This window comes from Pantoea sp. E2023-21 (assembly GCF_051302795.1).
In the GTDB taxonomy this organism is placed as follows: Bacteria; Pseudomonadota; Gammaproteobacteria; order Enterobacterales; family Enterobacteriaceae; genus Pantoea; species Pantoea ludwigii_A.
The window spans coordinates 2782272-2808339 of the sequence record NZ_CP195344.1 but is presented as its reverse complement, the minus strand read 5'-3'; the positions used below and the strand labels follow the sequence as shown (position 1 = coordinate 2808339).

The window sequence follows — 26068 nt, the reverse complement described above, 5'->3', positions numbered from 1 at the left end:
CGGCAACTGAACGAATCCCTCGGCGCTTACATCAGTAAGTGACAAGGGTAAGTGAAGGCAGCCAACGCAGTAGCAGACTAAAATACGAAGATTATGCGGGAATAGCTCAGTTGGTAGAGCACGACCTTGCCAAGGTCGGGGTCGCGAGTTCGAGTCTCGTTTCCCGCTCCAATTTTTTTATATTCACTAATGTTATTTGCCCTAAGGCGCAATCAGAATTAAAACTGCTGCAGATCTTTTTTGATCGCATGCGACACCGTTTTTTTCTGGAAATTTTGCACGCCTCGCGAGTACCGATAATGCTGATGTCTGATGCAGTTATCTTACAGGTTATCCACAATGTGCCTGCAAGGTTCTGACGGCGTTTTCCCCGTTCTTTAAAACAGTTTTGAACAGAGTTATCCACAAGCTCTGGACAAACCCCTGCGCGCTAAACACGACGTGAATATTTACAATAATCGGTTAACTAATTGATTTATAGTTAGTTAAACGTATTTCAGTCTGTAATCTTCCCCTTTAGACGAAATTACGATCTCCGTCACTATTCAGTTGGATAATTTTATTCACAGCATGTGGAAAAGAGTTTTATCCTGTGCGACTGCTCAATCACGCATCACGTGGCAGGCCTTTTTCGACCGCGCGCACCAGTCGCTGTTTCTTCGCTGGCTGCACCTCAACCGCTTGCGCCGCGCGTTTCTGCAACTGCTGTGCAATCGCCCATTCAATATGTTCATCAAGCAGGGAATGTTCGCCGCTCCGCAATTCTAATGCCGCCATATTTTCTTCTGCCCAAGGCGCATTGCCCAATGCCACCGCAATATTGCGCAACCAGCGTAAATGCCCAATGCGCCGAATCGCTGAACCTTCGGTGATGCGCAGAAATTTGGCTTCGTCCCATTTGAACAGATCGGTGAGCGGCGGCGCATGCAGCACCGCGCGCGGTGAAAAATCGTCTTCATCGGTTAACTGGCCGTAACGATTCCACGGGCAAATCAGCTGGCAATCGTCGCAGCCATAAATCCGATTACCCATTAACGGACGGAACTCTTCTGGGATTGCGCCTTCCAACTCGATGGTGAGATAGGAGATGCAGCGACGCGCATCGACGACGTAAGGCTCGACGATAGCGGCAGTGGGGCAGATGGTCATGCAGGCGACACAGCGTCCACACTGTTCTTCCTGTGGCTGATCCACCGGTAACGGCAAATCAATCAGCAGTTCGCCGAGAAAGAACCATGAACCGGCTTCACGGTTAAGGATGAGCGAATGTTTGCCGGTCCAGCCTAACCCTGCTTTAGCGGCTATCGGGCGTTCGAGAATTGGCGCGGAATCGACGAACGGGCGAAAATTGAGCTCGCCACAATGCGCCTGAATCATTTCTCCAAGCTTTTTCAGTCGATTGCGTAATACTTTGTGATAGTCGCGGCCCAGTGCATAGCGGCTTACATAGCCCAGCTGAGGATTTTTCAACGTGCTGGCAAAGGCGGCTTTGGCAGGAAGGTAGTTCATGCGTACGCTGATCACGCGCAGCGTGCCGGGCAGCAGTTCATGTGGCCGCGCGCGCATCATGCCGTGGCGCGCCATCCAATCCATCTCGCCGTGATACTGCTTATCCAGCCACGCCTGCAGTTTGGGCTCTTCGGCGCTCAGATCGGTATCGCAAATACCCACCTGTTGGAAACCGAGGTCGCGTCCCCATTGTTTAATATGTAGAGCGAGCTGTTGAAGATCGAGAGGATATGACATGAGAAACCAGGCAATTGATGCAAACGCGTGCAGTTTAACACACTCTGTCTGGCCTGCGCAGGCGATGCCACAGCTGGAACGCGATGCCGCTGATAGCCTGGGCCTAACGCTGTTTGAGCTGATGCAGCGTGCTGGACAAGCCAGCTACGAATTAGCCCGCCAACTGTGGCCTCAGTCGCAGCATTGGTTGGTCCTGTGCGGGCATGGCAATAACGGCGGCGATGGTTATGTGGTCGCGCGGCTGGCGCAGGCGGCAGGATTGAACGTAACGCTGCTGGCCTGTGAAGGCAGCAAAGCCTTGCCAGAAGAGGCGCAGCAGGCGCAAGACGCGTGGCTGGCGGCGGGGGGCGTGATTCATGCGGCGGATTCGGCCTGGCCGGAGCAGGTCGATGTCATTGTTGATGCGCTGCTCGGCACCGGCCTAAATCGTGCGCCTGCGGCGCCTTACGATCGCCTCATTACTCTCATCAACACGCATACCGCACCGGTACTGGCAATCGATATCCCCTCCGGTTTAGTGGCGGCTAACGGCACGACGCCCGGCGAGACGGTCGTTGCTGATCACACGCTGAGCATGATTACGCTGAAACCGGGCCAACTGACCGGCAAGGCGCGCGATTACATTGGTGTCCTGCATAACCATGAGTTGGGCTTGTCACCGTTCCTTGCCGCAGCACAGGCGCCGATTTCACGCTATGACGCCGCGGATTTAGCGCGCTGGCTTAAACCGCGTCGTGCTACCTCACACAAAGGCGATCAAGGCCGGCTGTTAGTCGTCGGCGGCGATAGCGGTACGGCGGGTGCGATTCGTATGACCGGCGAAGCCGCGCTGCGAACAGGCGCCGGGCTTGTGCGTGTGCTGACGCATGAAGATAATATTGGCCCGATTCTCACCGCGAGACCGGAGTTAATGGTTGATGCGCTCACCGATGAACGCCTTGACCAGGCGCTGGAGTGGGCGGATGTGATCGCCGTTGGACCGGGGCTCGGCCAGCGCGATTGGGCTCAGAAGGCACTGAAAAAGATCGCGGCCAGTGAAAAGCCGATGCTTTGGGATGCGGATGCGCTTAACCTGCTGGCAATCAAGCAGGATAACCGTCAGAATCGCATCATTACGCCGCATCCAGGCGAAGCCGCGCGCTTACTTGGGGTGAAAACCAGCGAGATTGAAAGTGATCGCTTACATGCTGCGCGCGCCTTGGTGAAACGCTACGGTGGCGTGGTAGTACTGAAAGGCGCGGGCACGGTGATTGCCAGTGCAGCGGGTGATATCGCCATTGCCGATGTTGGCAATGCGGGCATGGCGTCCGGCGGAATGGGCGATGTGCTGAGCGGAATGATTGCCGCTCTGCTAGGCCAAAAACTGACATTACTTGATGCAGCCTGTGCAGGCTGTGTCGCGCATGGGGCAACAGCCGATGCCGTCGCGCGTCAGCGCGGTACTCGGGGCATGTTAGCCACTGATTTGTTCGAGCTGCTATGGCAGTTTGTTAATCCAGAGATGATCCAACAATAAAGCATGAAAACCTGTGTTATCCCTTTGCCCGATGAGGCGGCAACCCTGAATCTGGGTGCGCAATTGGCGCGCGTCTGCAACAGCGCGCTGGTGATCTATCTTTATGGCGATCTGGGTGCCGGTAAGACCACCTTTAGCCGTGGTTTTCTGCAGGCGCTCGGCCATCAAGGCAATGTTAAAAGCCCAACTTATACGCTGGTCGAACCCTACGAGCTCGGATCTCGCACGCTGTACCATTTCGATCTTTATCGTCTTGCCGATCCCGAAGAGCTGGAGTTCATGGGCATCCGCGATTACTTCACGGGGGATGCGCTCTGTCTGGTGGAGTGGCCACAACAGGGCACCGGCGTATTGCCTGAGCCTGATTTAGCGTTGACCTTGCGCTATGTTGACGCGGCGCGTGAAGCTGAAATTAGCGCGGTTTCCACGACGGGCGACGCGCTGTTAAACCAATTCGAGCAAGGCAGGGATCCGGCATGATGTCACGGATGAAAATCATTGTACTGGGCTTGCTGTGCCTGTTTTCTGCCTCGGCGTTGTCTGCCACGTTATCTGATATCAAAGTTGAGAATGGCGATAGCCAGGCCACCGTCACGCTGAGCTTTAACGGTCAGCCAGTGTATGGCTTTTTCCCGCTGCATAATCCCAACCGCGTGGTGCTGGATATCCGTCAAAGCGGCGCGATTAAAGGCTTGCCGTTGAATTTTAGCGGCGAAAATATTGTGCAGCGCATTCGCCACAGTCAGCCGAAGGACAAGCAAAGCCTGCGTTTGGTGTTCGAACTGACGCAGCCAGCGCAGACGCGCGCCAGCACGCAGCGTGATGGCAATCATTATCGCGTGGTGTTCACCATCCGCGGCACTCAGCCAGCGAAACGCACCGCCGCAGCACCCGTGACCACGGCACGTGAAAGCCAGAGCCCGAGCAGCAGTCAGGGCAATCCGTTCAATGCCAATCAGGTTACTGCCGTCAGCAGCAGCAATACCACCGTGCGGCCCGGTGGAGCGTTAAGCCGCAACGATGTGGTGATTGTGGCGATTGATGCCGGACACGGCGGTCAGGATCCCGGCGCCTCCGGCCAGCGCGGTTTGCACGAGAAAAATGTCACCATTTCGATTGCACGTAAGTTGAAGGCACTGATGGATCAAGATCCGATGTTTAAACCGGTGCTGACGCGTAATGGCGACTATTTCATTTCGGTGATGGGCCGCTCTGAAGTGGCGCGTAAAGAGAACGCGAATCTGCTGGTATCCATTCACGCCGACGCCGCGCCGAACCATTCCGCCACGGGCGCATCGGTTTGGGTGCTGTCTAACCGTCGTGCCAATAACGAAATGGCTAACTGGCTGGAACAGAAAGAGAAACAATCTGAGCTGCTGGGCGGCGCAGGCGATCTGCTGGCGAACAGCCAGGCCGATCCCTATCTCAGCCAGGCCGTGCTGGATTTGCAGTTCGGTCATTCACAGCGTGTAGGCTATGACGTCGCCGTCAAAGTCCTGCAGCAGCTGCGCGGCATTACGCCGTTGCATAAACGTCTGCCGGAACATGCCAGCCTTGGCGTTTTACGTTCCCCGGATATTCCTTCTTTACTGGTCGAAACCGGCTTTATCAGTAATGCCGCGGAGGAGCGGCTGCTTGGCAGCAGCGCGTATCAGGAGAAGATTGCTCAGTCGATTTATAAAGGCCTACGCAATTATTTCCTTACGCATCCGCTGCAATCGATCCCAAAGGAGGAAAACCGGCCGCTGGACAGCGCACCAGCGGTTAGCGTCGCCAGCAACCCGGCGACCGGTACGGTGCAATATACCGGCGCGACGCAGCGTCATACCGTCACGCGTGGCGAAACGCTGTCGGGTATTGCGGCGAAATATGGCGTGAACATGGCGACGTTACGTGAGATGAATAGCCTGAAGCGTGATGTGGTTTGGGTGGGGCAGCGCCTGAAAGTACCGGCGCAATCCAGCGTCAGCGCTGCGGCAACAAGCCGTCCGACGCGACATAAAGTGGTGCGCGGCGATTCGCTGACTGCGATTGCGGCGCACTACGGTGTGAGCTCGAAAGCCATCATGCAGGCGAATAATATGAAGTCGAGCAATGTGATGCTGGGGCAAAACTTAAAAATTCCGCAATCCTGATTGTTGGCTCCCAGTGAGCCAACCAGCCAGAAGGATCACCACCATGCCAATACAGATTTTACCGCCGCAGCTGGCGAACCAGATTGCCGCAGGCGAAGTGGTTGAGCGTCCGGCGTCGGTCGTAAAAGAGCTGGTGGAAAACAGCCTTGATGCCGGTGCCACGCGCATTGATGTCGATATCGAGAAAGGCGGCGCCAAGCTCATCCGCATTCGCGATAACGGCTGCGGCATCGCTAAAGCCGAATTGGCGATGGCACTGGCGCGACATGCAACCAGCAAAATTGCTTCGCTCGACGATCTTGAGGCGATTATGAGCCTCGGTTTTCGTGGCGAAGCGCTCGCCAGTATCAGTTCCGTTTCGCGTTTAACCCTGACCTCGCGCACTGCCGATCAAAGCGAAGCCTGGCAGGCCTATGCGGAAGGACGCGACATGGATGTGACGGTGAAACCGGCTGCACATCCAGTGGGCACGTCGTTGGAAGTGCTCGACTTGTTTTATAACACGCCCGCACGCCGCAAATTTATGCGCACCGAAAAGACCGAATTCACCCATATTGATGAGGTGATTCGTCGTATTGCTCTGGCACGCTTTGACGTTGCTATTTCGCTCAGCCACAACGGTAAGTTGATGCGCCAGTATCGCGCGGTCAGTGAGGATGCGCAGCGAGAGCGACGCTTAGGTGCTATTTGCGGCACCACGTTTATGCAGCACGCCTTACGCATTGAGTGGCAGCACGATGATTTAGCGCTGCGCGGTTGGGTCGCCGATCCAAACGGTTCGCGCCAGGTTACCGATCTGCAATATTGCTACGTCAACGGACGCATGATGCGCGACAAGCTGATTAATCACGCGATTCGTCAGGCGTATCAAACGCAGCTCGGCGACGATCAGCAGCCCGCTTACGTGCTGTATCTCGAGATTGACCCACATCAGGTGGATGTGAATGTCCATCCCGCTAAGCATGAGGTGCGATTCCATCAGTCGCGCCTGGTTCATGACTTTATCTGGCAAGGCGTGATGAGTGTGCTGCAAGCCAGCCGCGCGCCGGAATTGCCTATTCTACACGCCGAAGAACCTGCACCTAAGTGGCAGCCAGAAAACCGCCAGGCGGCGGGTGCGAACCACTTTGCTCAACCCACCAACACGCCACGCAGCGGTGGTGCTTCTGCGGCGGCGGCGGCGAGTGCAAACTGGCAGAATAAAGAACCTGTTTACAGTGCGCGTGAAGGTAATGCGTATAAGCAGTTAATCAAAACGCCGGCGGCAGCAACGCCACGCGCTGCGCCCGCGCCTGCTGCTGCTACGTCCGTACGTCAGCCGGAAACGCTTGATGCGCCGCTGACCGCCCACGCGCAAAGTTTTGGCCGTGTGTTGAGCGTAATGCAGGATCGTTATGCGCTGCTGGAGCGCGGAAATACGTTGCAATTGTTATCGCTGACGGTAGCCGCGCGGTGGCTAAAACAGGCCCAGCTGCAACCTGGAGAAGAGGGTTTGAAACCGCAGCCGCTGTTGATCCCGGTACGCCTGAAAATTGCCGCGCCCGAGCTGGCCGCTATCGCCGATCACGCAGCGTTGCTTAACCTGATGGGCATTGATTTACAACGAGAAGGGCAGCACGTGACGCTGCGCGCGGTGCCTTTACCGTTACGAACACAAAATTTACAAATCTTGATTCCAGAACTGTTAGGCTACCTGGCCCGGCAGCAAGAGGTTTCTGCATCCACGTTGGCCCAATGGCTGGCGCGTCGAGATGATGCAGAAGACGCTCACTGGAATCACTCGCAGGCGATTGCACTGCTGGCAGAGCTGGAAAGGCTTTGTCCGCAACTGCTGAAGTCGCCGCCTTCAGGTCTGTTACAGGCCATTGAGATTGAGAGCGCGCTGAACGCGTTGAAGCATGAGTGAACTAAACCAGGCTAGCCGGCCAAAGGCAATTTTTTTGATGGGGCCTACCGCCTCCGGTAAGACGGCATTAGCGATTTCGCTGCGTCAGCAACTTCCGGTGGAACTTATTAGCGTTGACTCTGCCTTAATCTATCGCGGGATGGATATTGGCACGGCGAAACCGTCGGCAGAAGAGTTAGCACTGGCGCCCCATCGTTTGCTGGACATTCGCGATCCAGCGGAAGCGTATTCCGCTGCAGAGTTTCGTCGCGATGCGTTGGCAGAAATGGCGGAAATTACCCAGAAGGGGAAGATTCCGTTGCTTGTTGGTGGAACCATGCTCTACTTCAAGGCGTTACTTGAAGGATTGTCGCCGTTGCCCTCGGCCGATCCCGAGGTGCGTCAGCAAATAGAGCAAATGGCGGCGGAGAAAGGATGGGAAGTCCTGCACCGCCAGCTGTGTGAAATCGATCCGGTCGCCGGTAGTCGTATTCATCCGAATGATCCGCAGAGACTTTCGCGAGCACTGGAAGTTTTTTTTATTTCGGGTAAAACTTTAACGGAACTGACAAAAACCTCCGGCGAAGCGTTACCCTACGACGTGTACCAGTTTGCTATCGCACCGGCGAGCCGTGAACTGATACATCAACGCATTGCGTTGCGTTACGACCAGATGCTAGCGTCAGGATTTGAAGCGGAGGCTCGTGCACTGTTTGCGCGAGGTGATTTGCATACGGACATGCCTTCCATTCGTTGTGTAGGTTATCGCCAGATGTGGTCTTATTTATCTGGTGAAATCGATTACGACGAAATGGTTTATCGGGGAATTTGCGCCACTCGGCAGCTCGCTAAACGCCAGATGACCTGGTTACGTGGCTGGCCTGAAGTACACTGGTTAAACAGTGATGAGCCAGAGTTAGCGCGTAATGCGGTGCTTAAGGTAGTTAGTGCGTAGCAGGGATGATTGTGTACAATTGGTCCGTTATCGTGCGCAAATTTTTACGCAGTTTTTCTGAACCACGGTTCTTAAAGCAATAAACAACAAGCATATAAGGAAAAGATAGAATGGCTAAGGGGCAATCTTTACAAGACCCGTTTTTGAACGCATTGCGTCGTGAACGTGTACCGGTTTCGATCTATTTGGTGAATGGTATTAAGCTGCAAGGGCAAATTGAATCCTTTGATCAGTTCGTCATTCTGCTAAAAAACACGGTTAGCCAGATGGTGTATAAGCACGCCATCTCTACAGTGGTTCCTTCTCGTCCAGTGTCGCACCATAGCAACAACGCGGGCGGCAGCGGTGGTAGCAGCAACTATCATCACAGCGGAAGCAACCAAGGCGCTCAGTCGCAGCCACAACAAGACGGCGATAACGCAGAATAATTTTGCGCTGCCGTAAAGCCAGGGCTGGAGAACGAGCACGTTTTCCTGTCCTGGTTATTTTATTTTAGCGAGGTTATAGCTTGTTTGACCGTTATGATGCCGGTGAGCAGGCCGTACTGGTACACATCTGGTTCTCCCAAGACAAAGAGCTGGAAGATTTGCAGGAGTTTGAAACTCTTGTCTCTTCTGCGGGCGTTGAAGCGCTGCAAGTCATTACGGGCAGCCGTAAAGCGCCACATCCCAAATATTTTGTCGGTGAAGGAAAGGCAGTTGAAATTGCCGATGCGGTAAAAGCGAGTGGAGCATCGGTCGTGTTATTCGATCATGCCTTAACTCCTGCTCAGGAACGTAATCTTGAACGGCTGTGCGAATGTCGCGTAATCGATCGCACCGGCTTAATTCTCGATATTTTCGCCCAGCGCGCCCGCACCCATGAAGGGAAACTGCAGGTCGAGCTGGCACAGTTGCGCCATTTAGCCACCCGTTTGGTTCGCGGATGGACACACCTTGAACGCCAAAAAGGCGGTATCGGTTTACGGGGTCCGGGTGAAACTCAGCTGGAAACGGACCGACGCCTGCTGCGTGGTCGCATCAGTCAGATTCTCTCCCGTCTTGAACGCGTTGAAAAGCAGCGCGATCAGGGCAGACAAGCGCGCGCCAAAGCTGACGTGCCTACGGTCTCGCTGGTGGGTTATACCAACGCCGGCAAATCAACCCTGTTTAACGCGATCACCTCTGCGGATGTTTATGTAGCGGATCAACTGTTCGCAACACTGGATCCGACGTTACGTCGTCTGAATGTGGCGGATGTCGGTGAAGTGGTGTTAGCGGACACGGTCGGTTTTATCCGTCACTTGCCGCACGACTTGGTCGCGGCGTTTAAAGCCACGCTGCAGGAAACACGTCAGGCAACATTACTGCTGCATGTGATTGATGCCGCGGATTTGCGCGTTAATGACAACATTGATGCCGTAAACGACGTTCTGGAAGAGATTGAAGCCGACGAAATTCCGGCGCTGCTGATCATGAACAAAATCGATATGCTGGAGGACTTTGTGCCGCGTATCGATCGTAATGAAGAGAATCAACCGATTCGCGTTTGGTTATCTGCACAGAGCGGCGTGGGTCTGCCGTTGCTGTGGCAAGCGCTTTCTGAGCGTTTAGCCGGTGAAATTGCGCAGTACGACTTACGTCTGCCGCCGGAAGCCGGCCGTTTACGCAGTCGTTTTTATCAGCTACATGCAATAGAAAAAGAATGGAATGAGGATGATGGCTGTGTGGGTTTGCACGTGCGTATGCCGATTGTTGATTGGCGTCGTTTGTGTAAACAAGAGCCGTCGCTAGCCAGTTATATTGTTTGAAATTGCCCTAACGCCTTTACTCAATATCTTTTAGATTGTCGTCATTATCGTTGCAAGCCGTATGTGCAGGATTTAACCGAATATTTCGGATTCCAGCAAGGCGGCAACTGAGTGAATCCCTGGGAGCTTACATCAGTAAGTGACTGCGGTGAACGAAGGCAGCCAACGAAGCTGCAATCCGGAAGATGAAGGGTAAAAAACGTAAATACAATAAATGGAGTAGAGACATGGCGTGGAATCAGCCCGGAAATAACGGACAGGACCGCGACCCGTGGGGAAGCAGCAATAATCAAGGCGGCAACTCTGGGGGAAATAAAGGAGGTCGCGATCAGGGACCACCTGATCTGGATGATATCTTCCGAAAGCTGAGTAAAAAACTCGGTGGACTGGGCGGTGGCAAACAGAATGACAATGGCCAACGCAGCGGCGGTAGCGGTGGCAAAGTGGTTGGCATTGTTGCCGTAGCAGCAGTCGTTATTTGGGCGGCTAGCGGTTTCTACACCATTAAAGAAGCGGAACGTGGCGTCGTTACACGTTTTGGCAAATTCAGCCATTTGGTTGAGCCTGGCCTTAACTGGAAACCGACCTTTATCGATCAAGTTCGCGCCGTGAATGTTGAAGCGGTACGTGAACTGGCGGCGTCTGGCGTGATGCTGACTTCCGACGAGAACGTGGTGCGCGTTGAGATGAACGTGCAGTACCGCGTGACCGATCCTGAGCGTTATCTGTATGCCGTGACCAGCGCCGACGACAGTCTGCGTCAGGCCACTGACAGCGCCTTGCGTGGCGTCATTGGTCGCTCAACCATGGACCGCATCCTGACGGAAGGTCGTACCGTGGTACGTAGCGAAACGCAGCGTGAACTTGACGAGACTATCCGTCCGTACAACATGGGTATTACCTTGCTGGACGTAAACTTCCAGGCGGCGCGTCCACCGGAAGAAGTTAAAGCCTCGTTCGATGATGCGATTGCCGCGCGTGAAAACCGCGAACAGTATGTTCGTGAAGCTGAAGCTTATTCGAACGAAGTTCAGCCGCGTGCCAATGGCCAGGCGCAGCGTATCCTCGAAGAGGGTCGTGCTTACAAAGAACGTACGGTGTTAGAAGCGCAGGGTGAAGTAGCACGCTTTGCCCGCTTGCTGCCAGAATATAAAGCTGCACCAGAAATCACTAAAGAACGTCTCTACATTGAAACCATGGAACGTGTGTTGAGCCATACCCGCAAGGTATTAATCAGCGATCGTGGTAGCAATTTGACCGTTCTGCCATTGGATCAACTGATGCGCGGTGGTCAGGCATCTGGCCAGGGCGGTCAAAAAATGACTAATTTAATGAAGTCTCCTTCGTCGTCCGATAGCAGTGCGAACCGTGGAGATACTTCATCATACAGTCCAGACAGCATCATGGATCAGCGTCGCGCTAATGCGCTGCGCAACGATACCCAGCGCCAGGGGAGGGAGTAATCGATGCGTAAGCCAATCATCGCCGTAATTATTGTAGTGCTGGTGGTGCTTTACGCGTCACTGTTCGTGGTGCAGGAAGGCCAGCGTGGCATCGTGCTGCGCTTTGGTAAAGTTCTGCGTGATGACGAAAACAAACCGCTGGTGTACGCACCGGGTCTGCATTTCAAAATTCCGTTTATCGAAACCATGAAATCACTGGATGCGCGCATTCAGACCATGGATAACCAAGCCGACCGCTTTGTTACTAAAGAGAAGAAAGACCTGATCGTTGATTCCTACATCAAATGGCGCATCAGTGATTTCAGCCGTTACTACCTCGCAACCGGTGGTGGCGATGTTTCTCAGGCTGAAGTGTTGCTGAAGCGTAAATTCAGTGACCGTCTGCGTTCTGAAATGGGTCGTCTGGATGTGAAAGACATCGTAACCGATTCGCGTGGCCGTTTGACCACCGACGTTCGCGATGCGCTGAACACCGGTAGTGCGGGCAATGATGATGACGTTCAGACTCCTGCAGCCGATGATGCGATTGCCAATGCGGCGGCACGCGTAGAGCGTGAAACCAATAGCAGCGAACCGGCACCAAACCCGAACAGCATGGCTGCGTTGGGTATTCAGGTTGTCGACGTGCGTATCAAGCAGATCAACTTGCCGACTGAAGTGTCTGACGCGATCTACAACCGTATGCGCGCTGAGCGTGAAGCGGTAGCGCGTAGTCAGCGTTCACAAGGTCAGGAAGAAGCAGAGAAACTGCGCGCGCAGGCCGATTATCAGGTGACGCGTACGCTGGCAGAAGCTCAGCGTGAAGCACTGATTTCACGTGGTGAAGGTGATGGTGAAGCGGCTAAATTGTTTGCTGATGCTTTCAGCAAAGATCCGGATTTCTACGCCTTTATCCGCAGCCTGCGTGCCTATGAGAATAGCTTCTCAGACAATCAGGATGTGTTGGTGCTGAGCCCGGATAGCGATTTCTTCCGCTATATGAAAGCGCCCTCTAACGCCACGCGTTAAGAACTGATATAAAGTCCAGGCCGACAATGTTGTCGGCCTTTTTTTTGGGAAAAAATCATGAACTCAACCATCTGGATGGCGCTGGCTTTGGTTTTGGTGCTGGAAGGTCTTGGGCCGATGTTTATGCCACGTGCCTGGCGCCGCATGATCCTGGCGATGACACAATTACCCGATCGTCTCCTCCATCGTTTTGGTGGCGGATTAGTGGTGGCCGGCGTGGTGATTTACGCCATGATCAGCATGCATGCGCGAGGATAAGTAAAAATTAATGTGATGTCGTACGACTCAGTTGTGTCTGTTGGCCACTGTTCACCCAACATGTTGTGAGCTGAGCAAAACTCAGGCAAAAAACAGCGCAATCGTATGCTAAAAGTGCTGAAAGAGTAAAAGTCAGGTGGTAGAATCCATTTTTAAGCAATCGGTGATTTTGAAAAAATGGGTAAGAACGTCGTCGTACTGGGCACCCAATGGGGTGACGAAGGTAAAGGTAAGATCGTAGACCTTCTGACAGAGCGCGCGAATTACGTCGTGCGTTACCAAGGTGGCCATAATGCAGGCCACACACTTGTCATCAACGGTGAAAAAACCGTCCTCCACTTAATTCCATCTGGCATCCTGCGTGAAAACGTCACCAGCATCATTGGTAACGGCGTTGTACTGTCGCCTGAAGCGCTGATGAAAGAGATGAAAGGTCTGGAAGAACGCGGTGTGCCGGTACGTGAACGTCTGCTGATCTCTGAAGCCTGCCCATTGATTCTGCAATACCACGTAGCAATGGATGTAGCGCGTGAAAAAGCGCGTGGCGCCAAAGCTATCGGCACTACCGGTCGTGGTATCGGTCCTGCTTATGAAGATAAAGTGGCTCGTCGCGGTCTGCGCGTGAGCGATCTCTTCAACAAAGAAACCTTTGCGGTGAAGCTGAAAGAGATCGTCGATTTCTACAACTTCCAACTGGTTAACTATTACAAAACTGACGCAGTTGACTACGAAAAAGTGTTGAGTGATACGCTGGCGGTGGCCGACATCATTACCAGCATGGTGGTTGACGTGTCTGATCTGTTGGACGGCGCGCGTAAGCGTGGCGACCTGATCATGTTTGAAGGTGCGCAGGGTACGCTGCTGGATATCGATCACGGTACTTATCCGTACGTAACCTCATCTAACACCACCGCAGGTGGCGTAGCGACCGGTTCTGGTATTGGCCCACGCTATGTTGATTACGTGCTGGGTATCGTGAAAGCCTACTCAACGCGCGTGGGTGCAGGTCCATTCCCGACCGAACTGTTTGACGAAACCGGCGAGTTCCTGTGTGCTCAAGGTAACGAGTTTGGCGCGACGACCGGTCGTCGTCGTCGTACCGGCTGGCTGGATGCGGTTGCTGTGCGCCGTGCAGTACAGATCAACTCACTGTCAGGTTTCTGCATGACCAAACTGGATGTGCTGGATGGCCTGAAAGAAGTGAAAATCTGTGTGGCTTATCGCATGCCTGATGGCCGCGAAATGACCACCACGCCGCTGGCGGCTGAAGGTTGGGAAGGCATTGAGCCGATTTACGAAACCATGCCAGGCTGGAGCGAAACGACCTTTGGCGTGAAAACGGTGGAAGGTCTGCCGCAAGCGGCACGCGACTACATTAAGCGTGTAGAAGATGTGACTGGCGTGCCGATTGATATTATTTCTACCGGCCCAGACCGTAGTGAGACCATGATTCTGCGCGATCCGTTCGACGCATAATCTCCTCAGGCCGGACAATGTCCGGCCTTTGTATTTCTAATCTTTGACCCCACTCACTCTATTTTTTCTTGCAAATATCGATACTTGCCTGAAAAAAACGCACCGGCCACCACGCTCTGGTTTATCATCATACTTAAACATCACGCCGACCGGCGCATAACCATAACGTCCGATGATTCACTGAGGTATATGTGCAGCTAACAAGTTTTACCGATTATGGTCTGCGTGCCCTGATTTACATGGCGACGTTACCGGAAGGTAAGCAGACCAACATTACCGAAGTCACCGATACCTATGGGGTATCGCGTAACCATATGGTTAAAATCATCAACCAACTTAGCCGGGCTGGCTTTGTCGCCGCTACACGCGGTAAAAACGGCGGAATTCGTTTAGGCATGGACCCGGAAAAAATCGTCATTGGCGATGTGGTGCGTAGAATGGAGCCATTGCAGTTGGTGAATTGTGACGAGTGCGTGATTACGCCTGCCTGTCGTTTGCGTAAAGCATTGCACGATGCGGTCCAGCTATTCCTCAAGGAACTGGACAAGTACACGCTGGCCGATTTGGTCAAAAACAACGACTCGCTGTACCAACTTTTGTTGTCCGAACCGCCGGTGGCAATCCAAATTAAATGACATCGGAGGAACCGTAATGTCAAAAGATCCTTTTCAGGATAGAGAAGCTGAAAAATACGAAAACCCTATTCCAAGCCGCGAATTTATTCTGGCTCTGTTAGAAAAAAGGGAAAAACCGACCAACCGCGATGACATCGCGCAGGAATTGAATATCACCAGCGAAGAGCAGCTAGAAGCGCTGCGTCGCCGTCTGCGGGCGATGGAACGCGATGGTCAGCTGGTGTTTACGCGCCGTCAATGTTACGCCCTGCCGGAACGTCTCGATCTTATCCGCGGTAAAGTGATTGGTCACCGCGATGGCTACGGCTTCCTGCGTGTTGAAGGACAGAAAGATGATTTCTATCTCTCTGCCGAACAGATGAAGTTCTGCCTGCACGGCGACGTGATTCTGGCGCAGCCGGGCAGCGCCGATCGTAAAGGTCGTCGCGAAGCGCGCGTGGTACGTGTGCTTGAGCCACGTAACAGCCAGATCGTCGGCCGTTACTTTACCGATGCAGGTACTGGATTTGTGGTGCCAGACGATAGCCGTCTGAGCTTCGACATCCTAATCCCGCAGGAAGAAACGCTGAATGCGCGTATGGGTTCCGTGGTGGTGGTTGAGATTACTCAGCGTGCCACGCGTCGCACTAAAGCGCTCGGTAAAGTTACTGAACTGCTGGGCGATGATATGGGGACCAGCCTTGCTGTTGATATGGCGGTGCGCACCCATGAAATCCCGCACACCTGGCCGGAAGAGGTAGAGAAGCAGGTCGCTAAGCTGAAAGAAGACGTTCCGGAAGAGGCAAAGCGTGGGCGTGTTGATTTACGCAAGCTGCCGCTGGTCACCATCGACGGTGAAGATGCGCGCGACTTTGATGACGCGGTCTTCTGCGAGAAAAAGCGCGGCGGCGGCTGGCGTTTGTGGGTGGCGATTGCCGATGTGAGCTATTACGTGCGTCCGGGTACGCCGCTGGATGATGAAGCGCATCAGCGTGGCACATCCGTCTATTTCCCGTCGCAGGTTATCCCGATGCTGCCGGAGATTCTCTCCAACGGCTTATGCTCGCTGAATCCGCAGGTTGATCGTTTGTGCATGGTGTGTGAGATGACCATCTCCTCCAGCGGCAAACTTACCGGTTTCAAACACTATGAAGCGGTGATGAATTCCCATGCGCGACTGACTTACAACAAAGTGTGGAACATTCTGCAAGGTGATGCCGATCTGTGCGAACAATATGCGGCGCAGGTTCCCCATCTGCATGAGTTACACAACATGTACCAGGTGCTGGAGACCGCGCGTGAGCAGCGTGGCGGCATCTCCTTTGAAACCGACGAAGCCAAGTTCATCTTCAACGCCGAGCGTCGCATTGAGCGCGTTGAGCGCACCTCACGCAATGATGCGCATAAGCTGATTGAAGAGTGCATGATTCTCGCTAATATCGCGTCGGCGCGTTTTGTTGAGAAAAACGAAGAGCCTGCATTGTTCCGCGATCACGATCGTCCAAGCGAAGACAGCATCAAAAGCTTCCGTACCGTACTGAACGAGCTGGGCTTAAGCCTGCCGGGCGGCGCTAAGCCACACCCAACCGATTATGCTGCTCTGCTGAAGCAAGTGGCCGATCGTCCAGACGCCGAAATGCTGCAAACCATGTTGCTGCGTTCGATGAAGCAGGCAGTTTACGATCCGGAAAACCGTGGTCACTTCGGCCTGGCGCTGGCGTCTTATGCGCACTTTACCTCACCGATTCGCCGTTATCCGGACTTACTTCTGCATCGCGCCATCAAGTATCTGCTGGCGAAAGAGAAGGGTGAAGTGGATGGCATCACCACGCCGACCGGCGGTTATCACTACGATATGCAGCAGATGCTGCAGCTCGGTCAACACTGCTCGCTAACCGAGCGTCGTGCTGATGAAGCCACGCGTGATGTCGCGGATTGGCTGAAGTGTGACTTCATGCAAGATCAGGTTGGTAACGTGTTCAACGGCGTGATCTCCAGCGTGACTGGTTTTGGATTCTTCGTGCGCCTTAACGATCTGTTTATCGATGGTCTGGTACACGTCTCCGCACTGGATAACGATTATTATCGCTTCGATGCGGTGGGCCAGCGTCTGATTGGTGAATCCGGCGGCCGCACTTATCGCCTTGGCGATGCGGTGGAAGTGCGCGTTGACGCGGTACATATGGACGAGCGCAAAATCGACTTCGCGCTGATCTCCAGCAAGCGCGTACCGCGTGGCGAAGGCAAAACTGAGCGCGAGCGTGAGAAACGTGGCGGCAAACCGCCCGCTAAACGTCGTCGTGATGCCGGTAAGAAGGGAACTTTCGAGCCTGATTCAGTGTTCCGCAGCGAGAAGAAGCCTGCGCTTGCTGAACAACCGGCTAAAACTGAGAAAAAAGGCAAAAAAGTCTCCGAAAAAACCCGTAAAATCGCCGCCGCCACCAAGGCCAAGCGCGTATCTAAGAAGAAGCCGGGCGAAGCCTAAAGCCTGAAGATGGCTGGCCCGAATGGGCCAGTTTTCAACGTATCAAATCCAACCTTGAGCAAAGTAATGAGTGAAATAATTTTTGGTATTCATAGCGTGCAGGCGCTACTGGAACGCGATCCACAGCGTTTCCAGGAAGTCTTTATCCTTAAAGGCCGCGAAGATCGTCGCCTGCAGCCGCTGATCCTCGCACTGGAAGCTCAGGGAATCCCGGTGCAGGTTGCCAATCGTCAATGGCTGGATAGCCAGGTTGAAGGCGGCGTGCATCAAGGTATCGTGGCGCGTGTGAAACCCGGTAAGCAATACCAGGAAGGTGATTTACCGGATCTGCTGCAGAGCCTGGAGAAACCCTTCTTGCTGGTACTGGATGGCGTTACCGATCCGCACAATCTTGGCGCTTGCCTGCGTAGCGCTGACGCCGCAGGCGTGCATGCGGTGATCGTGCCGAAAGATCGCGCAGCCCCGTTGAATGCCACGGCGAAGAAAGTGGCCAGCGGTGCGGCGGAAAACGTGCCGTTGATTCGTGTGACTAACCTGGCGCGTACCCTGCGTTTGCTGCAGGAATACAACGTCTGGGTAGTGGGTACGGCGGGCGAAGCCGATCACACCGTTTACCAAAGTAAAATGACCGGTCCAATGGCGCTGGTGATGGGGGCGGAAGGTGAAGGGATGCGTCGTTTAACGCGTGAACACTGCGATGAACTGATCAGCATCCCAATGGCCGGCAGCGTTTCATCACTTAACGTGTCCGTTGCCACCGGTGTATGTCTGTTCGAAGCCGTTCGTCAGCGTCAGGCGTGATCCCCGCCGCAAAAAATTTTCCAGGCCGGGCATAACTGCAAAACAGCTACATACTTATACCCTAAATAATTCGAGTTACAGGAAGGCGGCAAGTGCGTAAGTCCCCAGGAGCTTACATCAGTAAGTGACTGGGGTGAACACACGCAGCCAACGCACCTGTAGCTCGAAGTATGACGGGGATATTTATGACCTGGACCACCCACACCGTATTCAATCAGCCCCATCCGCTCAGCAACAGCAACCTGTTCACGCGCGATATTGCTTTGTGCGAGGCGGTAGTCCGCGAAGGTGCCAGCTGGGATCGTGAATGGCTGGCTTCAGTTGGTCTGCAACTTGGCAGTGCAGAATCCCTCGAATTAGGCCGCTTAGCCAACGTTGAAGCGCCGGAATTGCTGCGTTACAACGCGCGCGGCGAACGTCTTGACGAAGTGCGTTTTCATCCCGCCTGGCATCTTTTGATGCAAGGATTATGCGCCAGCCGTCTACACAATCTCAGCTGGCAGCCCGACGTACAGCCGCAGGCGATGGTGGCGCGTGCCGCAAGATTTATCCTGCATGCGCAAGTTGAAGCAGGCTCGCTCTGTTCCGTCACGATGACGCACGCCGCCATTCCGCTGCTGCAGAATCATCTGCCTGAACCCTATGCTGACTGGCGCGAAGCGCTGCTCAGCGATCGTTACGATGCGCATCATCTGCCGGGCAATAAGAAACGTGGCCTGCTGATTGGCATGGGCATGACGGAAAAACAGGGCGGCACCGATGTGTTGAGTAACACCACACGCGCCGAACCGCTCGGCGTGCGCGGGCCGGGCGAAGCGTATCGTATCACCGGCCACAAATGGTTTTTCTCGGTACCGCAAAGCGATGCACATCTGGTTCTGGCGCAAACCTCACAAGGTTTAAGTTGCTTCTTCCTGCCCCGCTTGCTGCCTGATGGCACACGCAACGCTATCCGCATCGAACGCCTCAAAGACAAGCTCGGTAATCGCTCCAATGCCAGCGCGGAAGTGGAGTTTCAGGATGCCGTTGGCTGGCTGATGGGCGAGGAGGGCAACGGCGTGCGGCTGATCCTGAAGATGGGCGGCATGACGCGCTTTGACTGCGCGCTGGGTAGCCATGGACAAATGCGCCGTGCGCTGTCGATTGCCGTACACCATGCGCAACGGCGTCAGGTGATGGGCAAGAACCTTATCGATCAGCCGCTGATGCGCGCGGTGCTGGCGCAGCAAGCGCTGCAGCTGGAGGGCCAAACCGCATTGCTGTTGCGGCTGGCGCGCGCCTGGTCAACCCCCGCCAGCGAGCATGAGCGCTTATATGCACGCTTGTTCACACCCGCCGCTAAATATGTTGTCTGTCAGGCGGGTATCCCCTTTGTCGCGGAAGCGATGGAAGTGTTAGGTGGCATTGGTTATTGCGAAGAGAGCGAGCTGCCGCGCCTCTATCGCGAAATGCCAGTCAACAGCATTTGGGAAGGCTCCGGCAATGTGATGTGCCTTGATGTCCTGCGTGTACTCGGACGTCATGCCGAGGTGATGACCATGTTACATGATGAGTTTGATGCGGTAAAAGGCAGCAATCGTCACTTTGATCGCCGCTGGCGTCAATTACGCTTGCAGCTCGCAAATCCCCGCGAAGGGCAGGCACGCGAGACCACGCGCGAACTGCTGCAGCTGGCGAGTGCTGCGATTCTGCTAAAAGTGGCAGAACCGCCACTGGCCGATGGTTGGTGTCAGCAGCATCTTGATCTGCGCGGCTCGCGTGCATTAAGCGGCGATCTCTGCGCGCGCTTACTGTTGCGCTGCAGCACCGGTTGATGGCGCGCCATAAAGAATGGCGGTGGCGTACCAGAAGCTGGGAATGGTGGTTTCATCCAGCATCAGAATTTGATAGTAAACCGCGCCCGCCTGATTGGCTTTGGCGGCAATAGCGCGCTGTGCATCATCCGGCGAGCCGCGCGTGGTGGCGGTGATGTTACCGAGCTTAGGCAGGCCAACACTCTGGGCGCGTGAAATCTCCTGCGCGTGCTGCGTTGGCGGCGGCGGAGCTTGTGGTGTGGTGGTAAACGCGGCGCAGCCGCTGAGCAGCAGAGTCAAAGCCAAAAAGAGAGTACGCATAGCAACTCCTGAAGCAGGAAGATGGCTCAAGTGTAAGCCATCTTCCTGTGGCTTTTAGTCCTTCAGATGAAAAATGCTCACCAACTGCGTCAGATGATGGCCTTTCTTACTCAGATGAATGGCGGTGGTTTCTGACTGGTTAATCATATCGCTGCTTTGATGAGTGGCCTGACTGATGTGGTTCATCGCCAGATTCACCTGACCAATGCCCGCCGCCTGTTCCTGCGCGGCAATATTGATCTCACCCATCAGGTTTTTAACCTGCTCGATGTGATTGACGATATGGCTCATTGCATCGCGTGTTTGCTCCGACAACGTGTGGCCCGCCGCCACTTTGTCGATTGAGCTGGCGATCAACCCATCAATCTCCTTCGCCGCCGTGGCACTGCGCTGTGCCAGCGCACGGACTTCCGCCGCGACCACCGCAAAGCCTTTACCGTGTTCACCGGCGCGCGCGGCTTCAACGGCGGCATTGAGCGCCAGAATGTTGGTCTGGAAAGCAATCGACTCAATCACATGGGTGATATCGGCGATACTTTGCGATGCCACGCGAATCTCCGACATGGTTTCTACCGAACGTGCCACGGTGCTGCCACCGTGATTCACGGTGTTGGCCGCTTCACCGACCAGTGCCATGGCCTGACGCACATTGGCCGCGGTTTGTGCCACCGTGGCGCCAAACTGCTCCATGCTGGCTGAGGTTTCTTCCACGCTGCTGGCCTGACGACCAATCTGTTCACTGATGCTGGAGCTGCTGGCGGCGATAGTATCGGTGCCACTGCTGATTTCACGCGCGGCTGAACGTACCTGACTGACGACTTTCTCCAGTCCATCGCCAATGCCGTTGATCGCGCTGATCAGTTGACCAATTTCATCGCGGCGCGAAGAGTCGAGATGAGCCTGCAGATTACCGGCGGCGTACTGTTCAGCCAGATGAATGACCTGCTGCAACGGGCGCGTGATAGCGCGGCGGCTGTACCACATAAAACTCATGGCAAAAACGATCACCAGCGCCAGCCCAATGGCAATAAACAGATTACGGCTGTGCGTGATGGGCGCCAACAGACTGGCACGGCTCACTTCACCGGCAATAATCCAGTTCCAGCCAGGCAACTGTTGCCACGCTAGCAGTTTGGTTTCGCCATCGATTTCAACTGTGACCAATCCCTTCGGCTGGCTAAGCAGTTGCTGCTGAGTGGCGCTATCCCAGCGCGGCAGTTTTCCTTCAGATTGACGATCAAACAGATATTGGCCCTGGTTTTTACCCGGCGCACCGTTCAGCACCGAGAAGGTGCCGCTGTCGCCAAGATGACGCGCCAGCACTTTGTCGCGCATCAATCCATACTGCGCATCGATCTGCACGCCTACGAACAGAATGGCGATCACCGCGCCGCTGCTATCCTGCACCGGCTGATACTGCGTGATGTAGCGATGGCCGAACAGCGTCGCCAGGCCACGATAAACCGTGCCCTGATTGACGTTGCGCCAGGCCGCGCTACTGCGATCGAGTTTGGTGCCAATCGCCCGACTGCCATCCTCTTTTTTCAGTGAGGTAGAGATGCGCACATAATCCTCACCGTCGCGCACGAAAATGGTTGATACCGCGCCGGTGCGGTCGAGGAAATCATCGACCGCGATCTGATCGAGATTAAGGGTTTTCAGCCCGGCACGCAGTGTTGGCGTACTGAATTCGCCCACCTGAATGCGTTCGTTTTCATCACGACTAAAGCGTTTAGGCAGGAAGCTTTGGAACAATTTGGTGTAATTCGCCACCTCTTCTGACAGCGTGGCGTTGAACATGGTGGCCATTTCATTGATGCCTTGCACCTGATTTTGCATATCATCGGTTGCCAACTGCTCGAGCTGGCGTGCCGCGTTATGGCTCAGGGTTAAGGTCAGCGTAAATAGCACAATTGCCACGCTCAAAGACGTCAATACAGACAGCTTAATTCCGAGACCCATGGCGCTGAGAGAAAGACGCTTCATAAAGTACCTTTTGAGTTTATTTAGGGGTACAAGATCAACGGCAAAATACGCTAAATGTTTAGGGCGGGAATTATTCAAACTTAATGTGAAGTGGCTCGCATTTTGGCACGTAGCGCTTACACTCAGTCCAGTGATAATCATTCTCAATGGAGGCGGTATGATTGAGTTGGCGACGGAGAATCTGGCAGGCATCGAATGTATTCATGCATCACCGGCCGGGCAGCGCCAGGCGCGCTTGCCGACGGTGTTGTTCTATCACGGTTTTACCTCATCCAAAGAAGTTTACAGCTACTTTGCCGTGGCGCTGGCGCAGGCCGGTTTTCGCGTGATTATGCCCGATGCGGACATGCACGGCGCACGTTATAACGGCGATACCGACGCGCGGATGACCCACTTCTGGGAAATCCTCAAACAGAACATCGATGAAGTGCCATTGCTGGAAAAGGTGCTGCGCGATAACGACTGGATTGCTGATGAGCGTTTTGCCGTGGCGGGAGCCTCGATGGGCGGCATGACCGCACTGGGCGCGATGGCGCGCTATCCGCAGATTCATAGCGTGGCGTGCTTAATGGGTTCCGGCTATTTTATGCAACTGAGTCATACGCTTTTCCCGCCGCTGGTGGCGCGTACGCCAGAACAGAAAGCGGCTTTTGCCGCACGTTTAGCGCCGCTGGCACCGTACGATCCCAGTGAAAAACTGAAGAAGCTGGCGAATCGGCCTTTGCTGCTATGGCACGGCGAAGCGGATGAAGTGGTACCGTTTGCCGAAACGGTACGGCTGGAGAAAGCCTTACGCGAAGCTGGATTAGATCAGCAGATGACTTCGCTTTCTGAGACGAATATCGGCCATAAAATCACGCCTTCGGCGCTAACCGCGTTGGTCAGTTTCTTTAAACATCATTTATAAACAACGCGGGTTGGCGTGATTGGCGCCAGCCCGTTTCTGTAGGCCGTTTTAAAGTTGTGATGACAACCGTTCGGCGGCGCTGGTATTGGCACTGACTGGGTTACTGCTGGCAGGCGCATCCAGCCGATTGACGTAGACATAGCCTGATGCCGCGTTGCTGCTGTGACTTCTCATCTGCTGCGCGAAGTCAGCGGTGCTGGCAAGAGCGGGTGTAGACAGGAAGAGACCCAGTAAAGTGGCGAAAATGATCGTTTTCATTATCGACTCCTCACTCCAGGGATTGCACTCTCAGACGTTTCGAAAAGGGTAAATCGTGGCGTCTGTAAATAGTGTAGTTCTTAACCAGTTTGCCGCCAGATCGTCCCGTTGAACGCCTTCTTCAGCGATTTTGACAAAGTGTCATCTAACTCCCTGAAGCACCTCACTTAGCACAAAAAGCCGCATCAGCTGGCACGATAGTCGCCATTTGATGAATTGTGCGCTTGAGTTTCCGCAAGGACGCCAGTATGATTACGCGTCAATTTTTCAGCTGCATTCAGAGGTGTGTTTCATTTTTTAAATGATTCACAACCTATAACGTTCCTTGCTTCCGTGGGCCGCAGCTGACCCTGACAGGAGGCTGAATAATCCGTAAGGAGCTATCGATGCGTCATTACGAAATCGTATTTATGGTCCACCCTGACCAGAGCGAACAGGTTCCAGGTATGATCGAGCGTTACACTGGTGCTATCACCGGTGCACAGGGCACGATTCACCGTCTGGAAGACTGGGGCCGCCGTCAGCTGGCTTACCCAATCAACAAACTGCACAAAGCTCACTATGTTCTGCTGAACGTAGAAGCGCCGCAGGAAGTGATTGACGAGCTGGAAACTAACTTCCGCTTCAACGACGCCGTTATCCGCAGCATGGTTATGCGCGTTAAGCACGCGGTAACTGAAGCATCTCCGATGGTTAAAGCCAAAGACGAGCGTCGTGATCGCCGCGAAGACTTTGCTAACGAATCGGCTGATGACTCAGATGCTGGGGATTCTGAAGAGTAATCCGACATGACGGCAAATCGACTGCGCCTGTCTGGCACTGTGTGCAAGACGCCGGTTCGAAAAGTCAGTCCGTCAGGGATTCCTCATTGCCAGTTCGTGCTTGAGCATCGTTCTGTGCAAGAGGAAGCCGGTTTTCACCGGCAAGCCTGGTGTCAAATGCCGGTGATTATCAGCGGCAGCACCCATCAGGTGATTACTCAACATATAACGGTCGGCACGCAACTCACTCTCGAAGGCTTTATTAGCTGCCATCAGGCACGCAATGGTCAGAGTAGAATGGTGTTACATGCCGAGCAGATTGATTTGATAGATTCTGGAGACTAGCCAAATGGCACGTTATTTCCGTCGTCGCAAGTTCTGCCGTTTCACCGCGGAAGGCGTTGTAGAGATTGATTACAAAGATATCGCTACACTGAAAAACTACATTACCGAAAGCGGTAAAATTGTCCCGAGCCGTATCACCGGTACTCGTGCAAAATACCAGCGCCAGCTCGCTCGTTGCATCAAGCGCGCTCGCTACCTGTCCCTGCTTCCGTACACTGATCGTCATCAGTAATCGGTAGTTGTCCATTAACGACTTTAAGAGGATAAGGTAATGCAAGTTATTCTGCTTGATAAAGTAGCAAACCTGGGCAGCCTGGGTGATCAGGTTAACGTTAAAGCGGGCTACGCTCGTAACTTCCTGGTTCCACAGGGTAAAGCTGTTCCTGCTACCAAGAAAAACGTTGAGTTCTTCGAAACACGTCGCGCTGAACTGGAAGCCAAACTGGCTGACGTTCTGGCTGCTGCTAACGCACGTGCAGAGAAAATCAACGCACTGGGCAACGTAACCATCGCGTCTAAATCAGGCGACGCTGGTAAACTGTTCGGTTCCATCGGTACCCGTGACATCGCTGATGCAGTAACTGCAGCTGGCGTTGAAGTGGCTAAAAGCGAAGTTCGTCTTCCAGAAGGCGTACTGCGCACCACCGGTGAGCACGAAGTTGACTTCCAGATCCATAGCGAAGTCTTCGCTAAACTGGTTGTGAATGTAGTTGCTGAGTAATTTTACTCGGTAATGTAAAAACGCCGGCCTTGTGCCGGCGTTTTTGTTTCTGCGTACTACTGGGCGCGGATAAAGCTGCCATCTGGTTGGCGCGTAAACAGCACCGGGCCGTTGCTGCCATCCACTGTTAACCCCGTCACCATGCCTTGCGCATTCTGACGAATCTTCACCTGCTGACCATTCTGCAACGCGCTTAATGGCTGCCCATCACCTTCGACACGCGCCATGGCAAATACATCATTGACCGGCAAATTGTTATCACGGAACAGCTGCGCTAGCGTCTGACCCGACGCCACGTTGTAAGTGCGCCATTCGCCCTGCGAATCGGTTTTCGGCGGCGTATTCTGCTGTTGCTGCTGTTGCTTGTTATCGTAAATCTCCGCCTGCATTGGCACTTCTTTAGCGGGATTGTCAGCCGGACGCTCAACCGGGTACTGCGGCGTAGTGCTCGGCCACAGAAACGCCAGCAGCAGCACCAGCAATGCAATGACAATGCCACGACGATGAAAAGCGGGCAGCGGATCCATCCAGCGCACATTATCCAGCAGATGCCAGACGCGCTGCAGTGCGGCGGGAACGCGGGAAGGGTGATCGGAAGCCATTCGTGAATCCTCCTCGCTGGCGGCTTGGCGCGAAATGCGCGGCAGCCAACGTTGCAACCAAGGTAATAAAGTACGCGGTGCGCGCGTCCTGCGACGTCGTGGGGCAATCTGGCCCATGTATTCTCTCTTGTGCCGACGGTGGCAGGTGAAAACCTTGCCACAGCTATAGTATGAGCAATGCTGACAGGAAGTGCCTGGCAGCATTGAAAAATTTGACCGGGGTATTGTTTCCGTTTCGCCGGG

At 54.2% G+C, this 26068-nt stretch carries 25 protein-coding genes and 1 tRNA gene; 21 read left to right on the top strand and 5 right to left on the bottom strand.

The features are described from left to right. The first annotated feature begins 95 nt into the window (after positions 1–95). Positions 96–171, top strand: a tRNA-Gly gene (locus ACRQ84_RS13120). Positions 172–606: 435 nt separating this feature from the next. Here ACRQ84_RS13120 and queG read toward each other — a convergent pair. Continuing rightward, complete coding sequence (gene queG / locus ACRQ84_RS13115) at positions 607–1746, bottom strand: tRNA epoxyqueuosine(34) reductase QueG (RefSeq protein WP_483816312.1); 1140 nt, start codon at positions 1744–1746, stop codon at positions 607–609. On the opposite strand from queG, the gene nnr reads away from it, so the two are divergent. From nnr to ACRQ84_RS13040, 15 genes are all read left to right on the top strand, one after another. Beyond that, positions 1745–3262, top strand: coding sequence for a bifunctional ADP-dependent NAD(P)H-hydrate dehydratase/NAD(P)H-hydrate epimerase (gene nnr / locus ACRQ84_RS13110; protein WP_483816311.1), 1518 nt, complete (start codon positions 1745–1747; stop codon positions 3260–3262). The genes queG and nnr overlap by 2 nt on opposite strands. Positions 3263–3265: 3 nt before the next feature. Continuing rightward, a complete protein-coding gene (tsaE, locus tag ACRQ84_RS13105) occupies positions 3266–3742 on the top strand; it encodes a tRNA (adenosine(37)-N6)-threonylcarbamoyltransferase complex ATPase subunit type 1 TsaE (protein ID WP_064738372.1) in 477 nt (158 codons plus the stop codon). After that, positions 3739–5397: an N-acetylmuramoyl-L-alanine amidase AmiB gene (gene amiB / locus ACRQ84_RS13100; RefSeq protein ID WP_483816310.1), complete on the top strand. Its 1659-nt coding sequence runs from the start codon at positions 3739–3741 to the stop codon at positions 5395–5397. The genes tsaE and amiB overlap by 4 nt, the downstream gene beginning before the upstream one ends. A gap of 43 nt (positions 5398–5440) precedes the next feature. Next, entirely contained in the window at positions 5441–7303 is a 1863-nt protein-coding gene (mutL, locus tag ACRQ84_RS13095) for a DNA mismatch repair endonuclease MutL (RefSeq protein WP_483816309.1), read from the top strand. Beyond that, positions 7296–8237, top strand: coding sequence for a tRNA (adenosine(37)-N6)-dimethylallyltransferase MiaA (gene miaA, locus ACRQ84_RS13090; protein ID WP_483816308.1), 942 nt, complete (start codon positions 7296–7298; stop codon positions 8235–8237). The genes mutL and miaA overlap by 8 nt, the downstream gene beginning before the upstream one ends. A gap of 110 nt (positions 8238–8347) precedes the next feature. Next, positions 8348–8665, top strand: a complete 318-nt coding sequence (gene hfq, locus ACRQ84_RS13085) for an RNA chaperone Hfq (RefSeq protein ID WP_008103618.1) — start codon at positions 8348–8350, stop codon at positions 8663–8665. Positions 8666–8745: 80 nt separating this feature from the next. Continuing rightward, positions 8746–10026, top strand: a complete 1281-nt coding sequence (hflX, locus tag ACRQ84_RS13080; RefSeq protein WP_064738376.1) for a ribosome rescue GTPase HflX — start codon at positions 8746–8748, stop codon at positions 10024–10026. Between the two features lie 227 nt (positions 10027–10253). Further along, positions 10254–11489, top strand: a complete 1236-nt coding sequence (hflK, locus tag ACRQ84_RS13075; protein ID WP_064738377.1) for an FtsH protease activity modulator HflK — start codon at positions 10254–10256, stop codon at positions 11487–11489. Positions 11490–11492: 3 nt separating this feature from the next. After that, a complete protein-coding gene (hflC, locus tag ACRQ84_RS13070; protein ID WP_007892013.1) occupies positions 11493–12497 on the top strand; it encodes a protease modulator HflC in 1005 nt (334 codons plus the stop codon). A 57-nt stretch (positions 12498–12554) separates the two neighbouring features. Further along, a complete protein-coding gene (locus ACRQ84_RS13065; RefSeq protein WP_064738378.1) occupies positions 12555–12755 on the top strand; it encodes a DUF2065 domain-containing protein in 201 nt (66 codons plus the stop codon). Positions 12756–12932: 177 nt separating this feature from the next. Continuing rightward, positions 12933–14231, top strand: a complete 1299-nt coding sequence (locus tag ACRQ84_RS13060; RefSeq protein WP_064738379.1) for an adenylosuccinate synthase — start codon at positions 12933–12935, stop codon at positions 14229–14231. 191 nt (positions 14232–14422) lie between these two features. Continuing rightward, positions 14423–14866, top strand: coding sequence for a nitric oxide-sensing transcriptional repressor NsrR (nsrR, locus tag ACRQ84_RS13055; protein WP_064738380.1), 444 nt, complete (start codon positions 14423–14425; stop codon positions 14864–14866). A gap of 16 nt (positions 14867–14882) precedes the next feature. Continuing rightward, a complete protein-coding gene (rnr, locus tag ACRQ84_RS13050) occupies positions 14883–17330 on the top strand; it encodes a ribonuclease R (protein WP_483816307.1) in 2448 nt (815 codons plus the stop codon). 66 nt (positions 17331–17396) lie between these two features. After that, positions 17397–18131, top strand: a complete 735-nt coding sequence (rlmB, locus tag ACRQ84_RS13045; RefSeq protein ID WP_007892019.1) for a 23S rRNA (guanosine(2251)-2'-O)-methyltransferase RlmB — start codon at positions 17397–17399, stop codon at positions 18129–18131. Between the two features lie 185 nt (positions 18132–18316). Beyond that, positions 18317–19945: an isovaleryl-CoA dehydrogenase gene (locus ACRQ84_RS13040; protein WP_483816306.1), complete on the top strand. Its 1629-nt coding sequence runs from the start codon at positions 18317–18319 to the stop codon at positions 19943–19945. On the opposite strand, the gene bsmA is transcribed toward ACRQ84_RS13040, so the two are convergent. Then, on the bottom strand, positions 19919–20245 hold the full coding sequence (gene bsmA, locus ACRQ84_RS13035; protein WP_064738384.1) for a biofilm peroxide resistance protein BsmA: 327 nt from the start codon (positions 20243–20245) through the stop codon (positions 19919–19921). The two genes, ACRQ84_RS13040 and bsmA, sit on opposite strands and share 27 nt — an antisense overlap. A 54-nt stretch (positions 20246–20299) precedes the next feature. Continuing rightward, positions 20300–22231 (bottom strand): methyl-accepting chemotaxis protein, encoded by a 1932-nt coding sequence (locus tag ACRQ84_RS13030; RefSeq protein WP_483816305.1) that lies wholly within the window; start codon positions 22229–22231, stop codon positions 20300–20302. Positions 22232–22388: 157 nt separating this feature from the next. Here ACRQ84_RS13030 and yjfP point away from each other — a divergent pair, with 157 nt between their 5' ends. Next, entirely contained in the window at positions 22389–23138 is a 750-nt protein-coding gene (gene yjfP, locus ACRQ84_RS13025; RefSeq protein WP_483816304.1) for an esterase, read from the top strand. Between the two features lie 48 nt (positions 23139–23186). On the opposite strand, the gene ACRQ84_RS13020 is transcribed toward yjfP, so the two are convergent. After that, on the bottom strand, positions 23187–23396 hold the full coding sequence (locus ACRQ84_RS13020; protein ID WP_064738387.1) for a hypothetical protein: 210 nt from the start codon (positions 23394–23396) through the stop codon (positions 23187–23189). A 386-nt stretch (positions 23397–23782) separates the two neighbouring features. Between ACRQ84_RS13020 and rpsF the strand changes: the two genes are divergently transcribed. From rpsF to rplI, 4 genes are read left to right on the top strand one after another with little or no spacing between them, the layout of a single operon-like run. Continuing rightward, positions 23783–24178, top strand: a complete 396-nt coding sequence (gene rpsF / locus ACRQ84_RS13015; protein WP_007892026.1) for a 30S ribosomal protein S6 — start codon at positions 23783–23785, stop codon at positions 24176–24178. A gap of 6 nt (positions 24179–24184) precedes the next feature. Next, complete coding sequence (gene priB / locus ACRQ84_RS13010; RefSeq protein WP_007892027.1) at positions 24185–24502, top strand: primosomal replication protein N; 318 nt, start codon at positions 24185–24187, stop codon at positions 24500–24502. Between the two features lie 4 nt (positions 24503–24506). Then, on the top strand, positions 24507–24734 hold the full coding sequence (gene rpsR, locus ACRQ84_RS13005; protein ID WP_002210155.1) for a 30S ribosomal protein S18: 228 nt from the start codon (positions 24507–24509) through the stop codon (positions 24732–24734). Positions 24735–24773: 39 nt separating this feature from the next. Then, positions 24774–25223, top strand: a complete 450-nt coding sequence (rplI, locus tag ACRQ84_RS13000; RefSeq protein WP_008103594.1) for a 50S ribosomal protein L9 — start codon at positions 24774–24776, stop codon at positions 25221–25223. 56 nt (positions 25224–25279) lie between these two features. On the opposite strand, the gene ACRQ84_RS12995 is transcribed toward rplI, so the two are convergent. Beyond that, a complete protein-coding gene (locus ACRQ84_RS12995) occupies positions 25280–25942 on the bottom strand; it encodes a LysM-like peptidoglycan-binding domain-containing protein (protein ID WP_483816303.1) in 663 nt (220 codons plus the stop codon). Between the last annotated feature and the right edge of the window lie 126 nt (positions 25943–26068).